The organism is Bacteroides sp. D22 (genome assembly GCF_000163675.1).
Lineage (GTDB): Bacteria > Bacteroidota > Bacteroidia > Bacteroidales > Bacteroidaceae > Bacteroides > Bacteroides xylanisolvens.
The window spans coordinates 1-14,983 of record NZ_GG774807.1 but is presented as its reverse complement, the minus strand read 5'-3'; the positions used below and the strand labels follow the sequence as shown (position 1 = coordinate 14,983).

Annotated in this window: 7 protein-coding genes; 4 read left to right on the top strand and 3 right to left on the bottom strand. The window is 42.7% G+C overall.

From position 1 onward, the window contains the following. The first annotated feature begins 337 nt into the window (after window positions 1-337). On the top strand, window positions 338-2,863 hold the full coding sequence (locus HMPREF0106_RS11865) for an AsmA-like C-terminal region-containing protein (RefSeq protein ID WP_009040077.1): 2,526 nt from the start codon (window positions 338-340) through the stop codon (window positions 2,861-2,863). Window positions 2,864-2,942: 79 nt separating this feature from the next. After that, complete coding sequence (locus HMPREF0106_RS11870; protein WP_004316726.1) at window positions 2,943-3,557, top strand: L-threonylcarbamoyladenylate synthase; 615 nt, start codon at window positions 2,943-2,945, stop codon at window positions 3,555-3,557. A 95-nt stretch (window positions 3,558-3,652) separates the two neighbouring features. On the opposite strand, the gene nagB is transcribed toward HMPREF0106_RS11870, so the two are convergent. Genes nagB through HMPREF0106_RS11885 form a run of 3 tightly spaced genes read right to left on the bottom strand, consistent with a single transcriptional unit; the run spans window position 3,653 to window position 6,748 of the window. After that, on the bottom strand, window positions 3,653-4,465 hold the full coding sequence (gene nagB, locus HMPREF0106_RS11875; protein ID WP_004301540.1) for a glucosamine-6-phosphate deaminase: 813 nt from the start codon (window positions 4,463-4,465) through the stop codon (window positions 3,653-3,655). 51 nt (window positions 4,466-4,516) lie between these two features. Next, the gene (locus tag HMPREF0106_RS11880; protein ID WP_008020770.1) at window positions 4,517-5,713 is read right to left on the bottom strand and encodes an FprA family A-type flavoprotein; all 1,197 of its coding nucleotides are present in this window, start codon (window positions 5,711-5,713) and stop codon (window positions 4,517-4,519) included. Window positions 5,714-5,767: 54 nt separating this feature from the next. Continuing rightward, window positions 5,768-6,748 (bottom strand): TIGR01212 family radical SAM protein, encoded by a 981-nt coding sequence (locus tag HMPREF0106_RS11885; RefSeq protein ID WP_009040076.1) that lies wholly within the window; start codon window positions 6,746-6,748, stop codon window positions 5,768-5,770. A gap of 474 nt (window positions 6,749-7,222) precedes the next feature. Here HMPREF0106_RS11885 and HMPREF0106_RS11890 point away from each other — a divergent pair, with 474 nt between their 5' ends. Both HMPREF0106_RS11890 and xyl3A read left to right on the top strand, forming a co-directional pair. Then, window positions 7,223-11,599 (top strand): two-component regulator propeller domain-containing protein, encoded by a 4,377-nt coding sequence (locus tag HMPREF0106_RS11890; RefSeq protein WP_009040075.1) that lies wholly within the window; start codon window positions 7,223-7,225, stop codon window positions 11,597-11,599. A gap of 94 nt (window positions 11,600-11,693) precedes the next feature. Further along, window positions 11,694-14,285, top strand: a complete 2,592-nt coding sequence (gene xyl3A, locus HMPREF0106_RS11895; RefSeq protein ID WP_009040074.1) for a xylan 1,4-beta-xylosidase — start codon at window positions 11,694-11,696, stop codon at window positions 14,283-14,285. The last annotated feature ends 698 nt before the right edge of the window (window positions 14,286-14,983 follow it).

Here is a 14,983-nt window from a genome sequence, read left to right as displayed (position 1 = left end):
ACGAAAAAAACACACCAGCCACAAGCCCTGAAAGGGCGGAACCGTATACAATTATGCCCTTTCAGGGCGCAAATTCAGATTGTCGTTTTTACGTAGGGCGTTGCCCTACGCTATATAATTAAGCCCTTTCAGGGCACTCCGCAAAATGATCATTTATCTCATTTCTGCACCGATTTGAACTAAAACCGGAAGTTCGGATTAAGCCAGAAGCCAGTCCTTTGGATTCCGCTTAATTTAAAAATAAGAATCCCTAAAAATTTCTCTTTTATCTCTTATTATCAAAAAGTTTTATTAGTTTTGCTCTTCATTATATCTCAAACTCTTAAAATAGAAGCAAATGAAAAAAGGTTTGAAAATCGCAGCTATCACCGTAGGAGTAATTATCATTCTGATGTTCCTTCTTCCTTTCGCCTTCCAAGGAAAGATAGCCGACATTGTAAAAACAGAAGGCAACAAGATGCTTAACGCACAATTTGACTTTAAGAACCTTAACATTAGTCTGTTCCGCAATTTTCCACAGGCTTCTGTCACTCTCGAAGATTTCTGGCTGAAGGGTACGGGTGAATTTGCCAATGACACCCTTGTACAAGCCGGAGAAGTTACCGCCGCAGTCAACTTATTCTCCCTTTTCGGAGATAGCGGTTACGATATTTCTAAAATATTTATCGAAGACACGAAGTTACATGCCATTATCTTGCCGGACGGACGTGCCAACTGGGATATCATGAAACCGGATACAATAGCAACAGTCGAAACGCCTGCAGAAGAAGAAGCCTCTTCTCCTTTCAAAGTCAAACTGCAACGCTTTGTTATCAAAAACATGAATCTGATTTATGACGATCAACAAGGAAAGATGTATGCTGATATCCGCGACTTCAACGCTATTTGTGCCGGAGACTTAGGAAGCGAACGTACCACTCTGAAACTGGAAGCGGAAACCAAATCACTCACCTACAAGATGAATGGAATCCCTTTCCTGGCAAATGCCAATATCTCCGCCAAGATGGACGTAGATGCTGACCTTGCCAATAACAAATACACATTAAAAGACAATACCATCCGCCTCAACGCCATTCAGGCAGGCATCGACGGCTGGGTAGCCTTGAAAGACCCGGCTATCGACATGGACTTGAAACTTAACACGAACGATATAGGCTTCAAGGAAATATTGTCATTAATTCCCGCCATTTACGCCACAGAATTCTCCAGCCTGAAAACAGACGGAACTGCAACGCTTACCGCAACGGCCAAAGGTATCCTGCAAGGAGACACCGTTCCGGCATTCAATATTGACATGCAAGTCAAGGATGCTATGTTCCGCTATCCGGCTCTACCGGCAGGAGTAGATCAAATCAACATCAGTGCCAACGTTCAAAATCCCGGAGGAAATATCGACCTGACTACGGTCAACATCAATCCGTTCAGTTTCCGCCTTGCCGGAAATCCGTTTAGCCTGACTGCTACAGTGAAAACACCGATCAGTGATCCGGATTTTAAAGCAGAAGCGAAAGGAGTACTCAACTTAGGTATGATCAAACAAGTCTACCCGCTTGGAGACATGGAGTTGAACGGTACCATCGACGCCGATATGCAAATGTCGGGACGCCTCTCATCCATCGAAAAAGAAGAATACGAACGTATACAAGCCTCGGGCACTATCGGACTGACGGGCATGAAACTCAAAATGAAAGATATGCCGGATGTAGAGATTAAAAAGTCTCTCTTCACCTTCACTCCGAAATACCTCCAGTTGAGTGAAACAACTGTCAACATCGGAAAAAACGATATCACCGCCGACAGCCGATTTGAAAACTACATCGGTTATGTATTGAAAGGTAGCACATTGAAAGGAAACCTGAATATTCGTTCCAACTACTTCAATCTGAACGACTTCATCACCGCTTCTGCCGATGAAGCCTCCACATCAGAAGCTGCGTCCACCGACTCTGTAGCTACAGCCGCCACAGGTATTGTTGAAGTTCCCCGTAACATCGACTTCCAAATGGACGCTAACCTGAAACAGGTGTTATTCGACAAGATGTCTTTCAATAATATGAATGGCAAACTTGTTGTAAAAGATGGCAAAGTGGATATGAAAAACCTTTCCATGAACACCATGGGTGGTAATGTAGTGATGAACGGCTACTACTCCACCGCCAACATAAAGAAGCCGGAAATGAAAGCCGGATTCAAGCTCTCCAATATCGGTTTTGCACAAGCATACAAAGAACTGGATATGGTGCAGAAAATGGCTCCTATCTTCGAAAACCTGAAAGGTAATTTCTCCGGAAGCATCAACGTCCTGACAGATTTGGATGCAGCCATGAGCCCCGTACTGAATACGATGCAGGGTGACGGTAGTCTTTCCACCCGCGACCTTAGTTTAAGCGGAGTAAAAGCAATCGACCAGATAGCCGATGCCGTGAAGCAACCCAGCCTGAAAGACATGAAAGTGAAAGACATGACATTGGATTTCACCATCAAAGACGGCCGCGTAGAAACCAAACCGTTTGATATCAAGATGGGAGACTACACACTGAATCTTTCCGGCAGCACAGGACTCGATCAAACCATCGACTATTCCGGTAAAGTGAAACTGCCCGCATCCGTAGGCAATATCTCTAAGTTAATGACTCTTGACTTGAAAATCGGAGGTTCGTTCACCTCTCCGAAAGTCAGCGTAGATACTAAGAGCATGGCCAACCAAGCTGTCGAAGCCGTAGCCGATGAAGCAATCAGCAAACTCGGACAGAAACTTGGCCTGGACTCTGCCGCTACCGCCAACAAAGATTCAATCAAACAGAAAGTCACAGAGAAAGCTGCGGAAAAGGCACTGGATTTCTTGAAAAAGAAACTCAAATAAAAAGAGAAAATAATAACCATTTAACCCACTCGTCCCTCCTCCTTCTCCTTTGCGAGAGGGAAGGGATGAAGCTTTTAATATGCTACTGAAACTATATGATAAAAACAATAACCCGCAGGATTTACAACGAATCATCGATATCCTGAATGACGGCGGACTTATCATCTATCCTACCGATACGATGTACGCCATCGGCTGCCATGGTCTGAAGGAACGTGCCATAGAACGGATCTGCCGGATTAAAGAGATAGACCCTCGAAAAAACAATCTGTCTATCATCTGTTATGACTTAAGCAGTATCAGCGAGTACGCGAAAGTAGACAATAACGTATTCAAACTGATGAAGCATAATCTTCCGGGGCCATTTACCTTTATTTTGAACGGCACCAACCGGTTACCGAAAATCTTCCGCAACCGGAAAGAAGTAGGTATCCGTATGCCGGACAACAACATCAGCCGTGAAATCGCACGCCTGCTGGACGCTCCCATTATGACCACCACACTGCCATACGAAGAGCACGAGGACTTGGAATATATGACTGATCCCGAGCTTATAGATGAAAAGTTCGGCGACATCGTTGATCTGGTCATTGACGGCGGTATCGGAGGTATAGAACCTTCAACGGTAGTGAAATGCACGGATAACGAACTGGAAATCGTCCGACAGGGAAAAGGCTGGCTGGAAGAGAATTAATTCCGCAGACAGCTATCTCTAACATACAAAATGGGCTGCAATCAATTCAACACTGATGCAGCCCATTCTCTTTTTATAGAATCAGTTTTTTATGCTTACTTAATCAAAGATTCCGGATCCAAATGAGCAGACTCGATATCTTTGAAGTAACGGTAAGTACCTACTTTCAATTCCGCCGTAGCAGCATCATCACAAACAATAATACCTTTTTCATGCATTTGCAATGCACTGATTGTCCACATCTGCGTGATAGCACCTTCTACTGCATGATACAAAGCACGAGCTTTGTTATGACCGTTTACAATAATCATCACTTCTTTTGCAGAAAGCACAGTACCCACTCCCACTGTCAAAGAAGTCTTAGGAACTTTGTTGATGTCATTATCGAAGAAACGGGAATTAGCAATGATGGTATCCATCGTCAATGTTTTCTGACGAGTGCGTGAAGTCAATGAAGATCCCGGTTCGTTGAACGCAATATGTCCGTCAGGACCGATACCGCCCATGAACAGATCGATACCACCGTATGACTTGATCTTTTCTTCATAACGTGCACACTCTGCATCCAAATCCGGAGCATTACCATTCAGAATATTCGTATTCTCCGGTTTGATGTCGATATGACCGAAAAAGTTATTCCACATGAAAGAATAATAGCTTTCCGGATGTTCTTTTGGCAATCCTACATATTCGTCCATGTTGAATGTTACCACATTCTGGAAGGAAACGATTCCTTTCTTATTCAGGTCGATCAAAGCTTTATACATACCCAGAGGAGAAGATCCGGTGGGGCAGCCCAATACAAATGGTTTTTCGGGGGTTGGATTGGCAGCTTTTATTTTAGCAGCAACATAATGTGCAGCCCACAGAGATACGGACTGATAGTCCGGCTGAATAATAAGTCTCATAAGTCGATTGTTTTATAGGTTAGTTAATAAATTATTATCTCATTCACAGTTTTAACGATCTTTCTTCAAACGATCCGCCATGGCACGTGCCAGATTTTCGCATTGAGTATAAGTCAGGTCCTTCATTGCCTGTTTCATCTCCACCGGATCACCGACCAATTCGAATTTGCTCTTTTCCGCAAACTCTGCCAGACGTTTCACAGCAGCACCTGCCCATGTGAAAGAACCGAAATAACCCAAATAGCGTCCCTTCACCTCACGCAACAGAATCTTTGAGAGCAGCGCTTCCACTTCCGGGAATATCTGATTGCTATAAGTGGGAGAACCGATAATCAATCCCTTGTAACGGAAAATATCCGCTATAATATAAGAAGGATGGCTCTTTGTCACATTATGCATGACAATGTTCTTAACACCCTGTGCCGAAAGCTCTTCTGCAATAGCTTCCGCCATTTGCTCCGTATTTCCATACATGCTTCCATAAGCAATAACAACACCTTCGTCTGCATCATAACGACTCAAACGGTCATAGATACCAATTACCTTGGCAATATTCTCTGTCCATACCGGTCCATGTGTAGAACAGATAGCAGAAATAGGTAGTCCACCCAATTTTTGCAAAGCTTTTTGCACGGGGCTTCCGTATTTGCCTACGATGTTAGAGTAGTAACGAACCATTTCCCCCCAATACTTATCCACATTGATCCGCGTATCCAGGAATCCGCCATCTACAGTGCCAAAGCATCCGAATCCGTCGCCGGAGAAAAGAACGCCGTCCGTTTCATCAAAAGTCATCATCGTTTCCGGCCAATGCACCATCGGAGTCATATAAAAACGCAGTTTATGATGTCCCAAAGCTAAGAAATCACCTTCCTTTACCAGATACTGTTCGCCGGTTACACCATAGAAACCTTCAATCATACCGAAGGTCTGCTTGTTACCCACGATAATAATTTCCGGATAATGTTGCTTAATCAGTCGGATAGATCCCGAATGATCCGGTTCCATGTGGTTTATAATCAAATAATTAATAGGACGTTCTCCAATCACTTGCTTGATCTTGCGCAAGTAGACTTCAAAATAACAAATATCTACCGTATCCACCAATGCCACCATTTCATCATCAATCAGATAAGAGTTATATGAAACTCCATAGGGCAATGGCCACATCCCTTCAAATCTGTGCTTGTTACGGTCATTCACTCCCACATAGTGGACATTTCCTTTAATTCTTGTTTTATGTTCCATTCTTCAAATCCATTTATATTTCTTCCACCATCTATATTCCGCTCAAACAGCTATTTATTCAGTGGTAAGTTTATCGTCTGCAAAAATAATCCTTTTTTCCGAATCCCTATACTTCTTACCTTGATAAGCACCTCTTTCTTTCATTCTTTTTTGTAAACGCGCTACAAATTCATAATTTTTCAATCCCCAGTCCGGAGCTATTAATAAATCTTTAGGAGATTGGGAAACAAAACGCTCCACAACTATATCGGGACGAAGATGTTCTACATAATCAATCACCAGATCAATGTATTCCTCCACCTCGTTAAACAAATGAAAACCATCAGGAGCTTCATCATACTCATGCGCCATTCGTGTACCACGAATCAATTGTAACTGATGGATCTTGAGTGTAGCTAAAGGCAGATCGGAAAGTATTTCCGCTTGTGCCACCATCGTATCATGCGTTTCTCCCGGAAGTCCGAGGATGATATGTCCGCCTGTCAGGATACCACAGGCGGCTGTCCGCCGGACGGCTTCCACCGTATCGGCATAAGTATGCCCCCGGTTAATGCGTTTTAAGGTTTCGTCGCAAGTGCTCTCGATCCCATATTCAACCATAAGGAAAGTATGTTTGTTCAATTCTTCCAAGTAACGCAACAAACTCTCCGGCATACAATCGGGGCGTGTACCTATTACCAATCCGACCACCCCGTCTACCGTCAACGCTTCTTCATATTTACGCTTCAAGCCTTCCAGTTCGGCATACGTATTGGTATAGGCCTGAAAGTAAGCCAAATACTTCATTTCCGGATATTTATGGGCAAAAAAGCATTTCCCTTCTTCCAATTGGGTAGTGATAGACTTCTCTGTCCGGCAGTAATCCGGATTAAAAGTCTGGTTATTGCAATATGTACATCCGCCCCATCCTTTTGTTCCGTCACGATTAGGACAAGTGAAACCTGCGTTCAATGAAATCTTTTGTACCTTGTAAGGAAAATATTTCCGCAAAAAAGTAGGAAAATCATTATATAATAGCTGCGTAGACATGTTCATTCACTTCTTTCTTTATTTTACCTACAAACATAAGCAAAATCAGCGAGTTATGGAAAGTTGACACAAAATATCTTCAATATATTAAAAATTTCATAAATTCCATAAGATAAATTAATAAACATTGCTATTCAAAAAACTATTTAATTAGCTTTGTCATGATTTTAGGCATTGGCAGGAGGATACTTGTGAAAGTCTTGTGCAATTATTCCCCAATTATGATTTCATCTCACCATACCCCATGCAACTCTTGTCAATAAAATTATCCTCTTTATATTCTGAATAAGATTATAAAGAGGATTTTTTTAACGAATATTATTCATTTCACTTTTCCAAAACAAAGAAGCGAGATCAATACTATATAGTAAGAAGAGGAAAAAATAAGCAAAAACGAGTATAATTTGTTCAAACCACTTATCGAACTTTCTATTCTGCATTGTTTTATCTATTTTTGCTATAAACATTAAAGCAACTACTATGAAACGGCTCCATACTTTATTTCTTTTTCTAACAATAGCGATCACTCTAATTGCTCAACCGATCTGCCAGGTGAAACATTTTTCGGTGAGTGACGGTCTTGCCCAAGGAGTAGTAATGAACATATTGCAAGATCAGAAAGGACTCATCTGGTTTAGTACCTGGAATGGGCTTAACAAGTTTGACGGCTACACGTTTAAGACTTACAAAACTTCACAAGAGAGTAAATACGCATTCGGAAGTAATCGTATGGGAACTATTTCAGAAAGCAAATACGGAGATATATGGTGCCCCACTTACGATGGGCAAGCTTGCCTTTTTGATGTAGAGTCCGAGAAGTTTATTGATGTGCTTCAACCTATTGAACTTTCCACGAAACAAACTAATTATGTTACACGTATCTATTCATTGGAGAAAGGGATTGCCTGGATTCTCTGTGAAAACGGATATGCCTTCAGAGTAGACGAACAACTATGTAAAAAGGGAGAAGGTATCACACTTTATGCACCTTCGAATCACAACCTGAAAGGTGACCAGATATTTAACGTTTACCAAGACTCTGAAGAAGATGAATGGATATTGACGGACAAAGGCGTTTCCATCATAGGAAAGAAAACGTTGGATACCGACTTTCCTTTTCAATTTATCACTCAAATAAAAGAAAGTATCTATCTGATCGCAGAGAATGATAAGTTAGCCAGGTATGATTTTCATACTAAAAAGCTGAAATTTGTAGATATTCCTTATCCGCACGATAAGATAAACAATGTTACTACGATAGGGAAAGATATGTTGGCATTGGGAACAGACAATGGACTGATATTGTATTCTATTCCCCAAAACAGTTTCCAGCAAATCGATATCCGCACCGCTACACAGACTTCTAACTTTGTAGAATCCGTCTATCAGGATTGTCAAGGAGAGATCTGGATCTTTTCAAAAGATCCTGGTATCGTCCGTCTTAATCTAGCGACCAATGAGAAAGAACATCTGTTCACTCCCAAAGATGAAATTATCAAGCATGGACGCAAAAGTCGCAAACTTATATTTGAAGATAATGCCAACAACCTATGGCTACTCCCCACAGAAGGAAACTTCTGCTATTACGACAGAAAAGAAAAAACTCTCAAACCGCTTCTTACAGACATCAATAATCCCAAATCCATTTTCAGTCCGTTAGTCAGGTATTATACATTGGATAATCAGGGAAACTGCTGGTTTGCGACAGCACGCGGCGTAGAAAAGTTATGTTTCTTTCCACAAAGTTATCAATTCAATTTGACTGATTACGAGGCGGAAACACGGGCATTCCTGCAAGACAGTCATAATCGCCTTTGGACCGCATCGAAGTCTAATTATATTCAAATATTTGCACCGGATGGCAGCCTGGTGGGATATTTATCCAAACAAGGGAATATCACAAAAGAAAAGCAAGCTTTCTTTAATGGAGTATATTCTATTCTGGAAGATAAAGAAGGAAATATCTGGTTGGGGACAAAAGATATCGGTCTCTTCCAACTAAAAAGCACAGGAGTTTCCCCAAAGATAGGAGTAAACCAAAAAGCAAGAGAAAATCATTACTCTATTCACCATTTTGAGCACCAGCCCAATGATCCTTACAGTTTAAGCAGCAATAGCATTTATACAATCTTTCAGGATAGTCGCAATAATATCTGGGTGGGGTGTTATGGAGGCGGGTTAAATTTGCTGACACAAACAAAAGATGGAAAAACCTCATTTATCCATAGCAATAATGAATTAAGAAACTACCCCATAGCTTACGGAATGAAAGTACGTAATATCACCGAAGCTCCGGGAGGAGTCATTCTAGTGGGAACGACTAATGGATTGCTTACATTCTCGAACAACTTCGAACGGCTGGAAGAGATTAAATTCTACCGGAATATCCGCAGGCCGGGAGATAAAAACAGTCTTAATGCCAACGATATCATGCACATTTATACAGACAAAAATAAAACCACTTATGTGATTAGTTTTACCGGAGGCGTAAACAAAGTGATATCTCCCAACTTACTTAGCGAGAATATCCAATTCAAGAACTATGACAAGAACGACGGATTGGCTTCCGACCTGGCACTATCGATGATTGAAGATGCGCAGAATCAATTATGGGTTGTTTCGGAAATTGCTCTTTCCAAATTCAATCCTGTCAAAGAAACATTTGAGAATTATGAATTGAGTTCCATCTACCAAGAGTTCAACTTCTCCGAAGCTCTTCCTATTATCAATGCCCGCAATCAAATTGTATTGGGAACTGATAAAGGTTTTCTGGAAGTTTCTCCAGAAAAGATGCGGAAAAGTGGTTATGTTCCTCCCATTGTATTTACAGGACTCAAGATTCAAGGACATTCCACCGCTCATTCTATCGACGATCTGGAAGAACTGGAACTGGAGCCGTCGCAAAGGAATGTTACTTTCCAGTTTGCTGCGCTTGATTACGTCAATCCGAAGGGGATTCTATATGCCTATCGCCTGCAAGGGCTAGAGGATGAATGGAATGAAGCTGACAATAACCGTTCTGCAAGTTACATCAATTTGCCTGCCGGCAAGTACCAGTTGCAGATAAAATCTACAAACAGTGAGGGAGTTTGGGTAGACAATGTACGGACTCTGCAAATACATGTACTCCCCACCTTTTGGGAAACATATTGGGCATGGTTGCTCTATTTCATTCTGTTTATACTTTTCACGGCAAGTATCGTATATGTGTTGTTTTACATCTACCGGTTACGCCACAGAGTAGATATGGAGCAACAATTGGCAAATATCAAACTGCGATTTTTTACTGACATATCTCATGAGTTACGCACTCCGCTGACACTAATCAGCAGCCCTGTGACAGAGGTGTTGGAGAATGAACCTCTTTCTCCTTCCGCCCGTGAACACTTGACTCTGGTACATCAGAATACAGAACGCATGCTCCGGCTGATGAATCAGATTCTGGATTTTCGCAAGATTCAGAATCAAAAGATGAAACTATTGATTGAAGAGACCGATTTGATTCCACTTTTGCAAAAGGTGATGAGTAGCTTTAAATCGATAGCCGAAGAAAAGAATATAAACTATCAGTTGACCTCTACCATCCAATCGGTGTATAGCTGGGTGGACAGAGATAAATTTGAAAAGATATTCTTCAATCTGCTTTCCAACGCATTCAAATATACACCTGCCGATAAATCAATAACGGTCAATATGACGACGAAAGAAAAGACGATAGAGATAGAAGTGGCAGACGAAGGAATCGGAATTGCAGTAGAAAAGCAACATTCTTTGTTCCAACGTTTCGAATCATTGGTCAAACAGAATATTCTGCAACCTTCTTCCGGCATCGGATTATCTTTGGTGAAAGAGATGGTGGAAATGCATCATGGCACTATTACAGTGGACAGTCAGCCGGGAGTAGGCAGTCGTTTCACCGTAAGTTTGCCTTTACAACGGGAGGTTTTCGAAGAAGATGTGCAGGTAGAGTTTATCCTGAACGACAGCCAAAGTTCAACGCCTCATCCGGTTGACAGCATGAAAGCACCGGAAGAGATGGAGGAAAAAGAAGAGCTTGAGAATCATTCGGATGGCTTCTCCATATTGGTAGTAGAAGATAATGAAGAGTTGAAAGCTTTTCTGAAGAACATTCTATCGGAGAACTACACAGTGATAACCGCTTCCAACGGTGAAGAAGGATTGCAGCATGCTGTTGACGATTTGCCGGACCTGATTATCAGTGATGTCATGATGCCTGTGATGGATGGTTTAGAGATGATCAGGCAAATCAAAGAAAACAATAATATTTGCCATATCCCCATCATTGTGTTATCAGCGAAGGCTTCTTTGGACGATCGCATCGCCGGATTGGAACAAGGTATTGACGATTACATCACCAAACCTTTCAGTGCCACTTATCTAAAAACTCGTATCGCTTCCCTGCTACGCCAGCGCAAAGCATTGCAGGAAATTTATATGAACAGGCTGATGGAAGGAAAGACTGCCTCTTCTCCAGATCTTCTCACTCCTTCGCAACCGCAAATTACTCCGTACGACGAGCAATTTATGGAGAAAGTAATGGCATACATGGAAGAGCAGATGGACAATGCCGAACTAACCATTGACCAGTTTGCAGAACAACTGATGCTTAGCCGTACCATCTTCTACCGGAAATTAAAATCAATCGTCGGACTGACACCTGTGGACTTTATACGGGAAATACGTATCAAACGTGCCGTCCAGTTGATTGACAGCGACGAATACAACTTCTCGCAGGTAGCATATATGACGGGGTTCAACGATCCGAAGTATTTCAGCAAATGCTTCAAGAAAGTGATAGGAATTACGCCATCAGAATACAAAGAGAGGAAAAAGTGAAGAATTCCTCCTTTTCTACCGGATAATCCCCACAAAAATAATGAAAAGCGCGTACTATTGCAGCCTCAAATCTAAAAACCAAAAGAACTAGAAAATGAAAAAGCAATGGATCATTGCCTGTCTTATCGGAATTCAAGGGGTAAATGTACAGGCACAACAACCCAGCAAGTATCCCTATCAGGACACGAAGCTGACTGCGGAACAACGGGCGGACGATTTACTTCAACGCCTCACATTAGAAGAAAAAGTAGCATTGATGCAAAACAACTCGCCGGCTATTCCCCGGCTTGGCATTAAGCCGTATGAATGGTGGAACGAGGCCCTTCATGGCGTTGCCCGTGCCGGACTGGCTACTGTTTTTCCGCAAGCCATAGGTATGGCAGCTTCTTTCAACGACGAATTACTATATGAAGTCTTTGATGCCGTATCCGACGAAGCACGTGCCAAGAACCGCCAGTTCAATGAAAGAGGACAGTATAAACGTTATCAGGGATTGACCATGTGGACTCCCAACGTCAATATATTCCGCGACCCTCGCTGGGGACGGGGACAGGAAACATACGGCGAAGACCCTTATTTGAGCGGACGCATGGGAATGGCAGTAGTCAGAGGTCTGCAAGGACCGGAAGATGCCGAATACGACAAACTTCACGCCTGCGCCAAACACTTTGCCGTTCACTCGGGACCGGAATGGAACCGCCACAGCTTCAATGCAGAGAACATTGCTCCCAGAGATTTATGGGAAACTTACCTTCCAGCTTTCAAAGAACTGGTACAAAAGGCAGGAGTAAAAGAAGTGATGTGCGCTTACAACCGTTTTGAGGGCGATCCCTGCTGTGGCAGCAATCGTCTGTTAACCCAAATTCTCCGTAACGATTGGGGATTCAAGGGAATCGTAGTAACCGACTGCGGAGCAATCGGAGATTTCTTCCAACGCAAAAAACATGAAACGCATCCCGATGCCGTCCACGCTTCTGCCGACGCTGTTTTAAACGGAACAGACCTCGAATGTGGCGGTAACTTCAAAAGTATCACCGATGCCGTGAAAAAAGGTCTGATTTCGGAAGAGAAAATCAACACATCAGTCAAAAGATTGCTGAAAGCCCGCTTCGAACTGGGAGAAATGAATCCGACTCATCCGTGGAGTAACATTCCTTATTCTGTTATCGACTGCCCCAAGCATAAAGAACTGGCACTGAAAATGGCGCATGAAAGTCTGGTATTGCTTCAGAACAAGAACAATATCCTTCCATTAAACCGTCAAATGAAAGTCGCAGTGATCGGCCCCAACGCCAACGACTCGGTGATGCAATGGGGTAATTACAACGGTTTCCCTTCACACACCGTAACTTTACTGGAAGGAATACGCGCCAAACTTCCCGACGCACAAATCATCTACGAACCTGTGTGCGGATACACGAACGATACCACCCTGCACAGCTTGTTCAACCAATGCAGTATCGACGGAAAGGCCGGATTCAGCGCCACCTATTGGAATAACCGCGAATATAAAGGCAAGATTGCCGCAACCGACCGTCTGACTACTCCTTTCCATTTCAGCGCAGAAGGTTCTACCGTATTTGCTCCGGGTGTAGGATTGAAGAATTTCACCGCCATCTATCGTTCTACTTTCCGTCCGACAGATTCCGGCGCCGCCACTTTCCGCGTGATGACGAATGGAGGAGTTACCTTATTCCTCAACGGCAAGCAGATAGCGGAAGCAACCAATATCAAGAATCACACCAACCTGTATTCGTTCAATTATGAAGCTGGAAAGAGTTATGACATTCAATTGCATTTTATTCAAGTAAAAGACAACCCTACACTTCATTTCGATCTGGCTAAACAGACTCCAATGGATGCGCGCGAAGTTCTAAACAAGTTGAAAAATGCAGATGTAGTCATCTTCGCCGGAGGTATCTCTCCCCTGTTGGAAGGAGAATCGATGCGGGTATCTGATCCCGGATTCAAAGGTGGCGACCGTACGGAAATCGAATTGCCCGCCATCCAGCGCGAAGTGCTCGCTCTATTGAAAAAGAATGGAAAGAAAACGGTATTTGTTAATTTCTCCGGTTCGGCGATGGCTATCGTACCCGAAACTCAAAGTTGTGATGCGATTCTACAAGCATGGTATCCCGGACAGGCAGGTGGAACAGCCGTTGCCGATGTTCTTTTCGGAGATTACAATCCTGCCGGACGTCTGCCTATCACCTTCTATAAAAGCATACAACAATTGCCGGATTATGAAGATTATTCGATGAAAGGGCGTACCTACCGTTTTATGACGGAAACACCTCTTTATCCATTCGGCTACGGTTTAAGTTATACCCGTTTCTCTTATGGAAAAGCGACCCTGAACCAATCGAAATTAAACAAAGGCGAAAAGGCAATCCTTACCATCCCGGTAAGTAACGTCGGACAGAGAGACGGTGAAGAAGTGGTGCAAGTGTACATCTGCCGTCCCGACGACAAAGAAGGTCCACAAAAAACTCTTCGTGGTTTCCAACGGGTCAACATTGCTAAAGGTAAAACACAGAACGTCAGTATAGAGCTTCCTTACGATTCTTTCGAATGGTTCGATACAGCGACCAATACCATACGTCCTTTAAGCGGAACATATAAGATACTTTACGGAAACAGTTCAAATGAAAATGACTTGCAAACGTGCAGTATTCAGATTCGATAGGTAATACCATTCCATATATAATTTGAGGCTAAGTTGAACTTAGGCTACATTGAAAATTTATAAAAAATGGTTTTTATTGTCAGGCCAAGAGATATGGCTTCATAAAGTGATTGTTTTCAAGCTATTACCTACTGACAATAGAAGCTGACAATAGGCTGACAATAAAGATTTCCGTCTTTTATTGTCAGCCTATTATTGTTTAAAACTACACTATGCAGCTATTATCCCTTATTTACCAAGCCTGCATTATTCCGCTAAGACACCGTTATTGTTCAACCAGGGTGCCGCTATTGTTCCCCTAAAGCACCGATATTGCTAATTCTCCACGGCCGTGACGAGATCTCTCCACGGCTGTGGTAGGATCTTCCCACGGCCGTGAGAAGATATTACCACGACCGTGGGAAGTAAGCATTCGGTCACGTGCGTGTTTGTTTCCCTTCTTTTCCTTCCTACCTTTGTGTCTTCATTACAATCTTAATCCATAATGTGTTCAGTATTAGTATTTTCTAGCGAAAGTGATAAACTACGTAGCCTTTTTTCCGAGTCTAACCATTTTGATTCGGTTCTTTTCATATTTGATGGTGGTCGTCGTTATAAAGTTTCGGCTTCCAGCCTTGGTATCCATTCCCCTCAGGACCTACTTCTCCCTTTAGGCCTTGGTCTTTTCCGTAGCAGTCCTTTCTGGTCCTATTACCTTT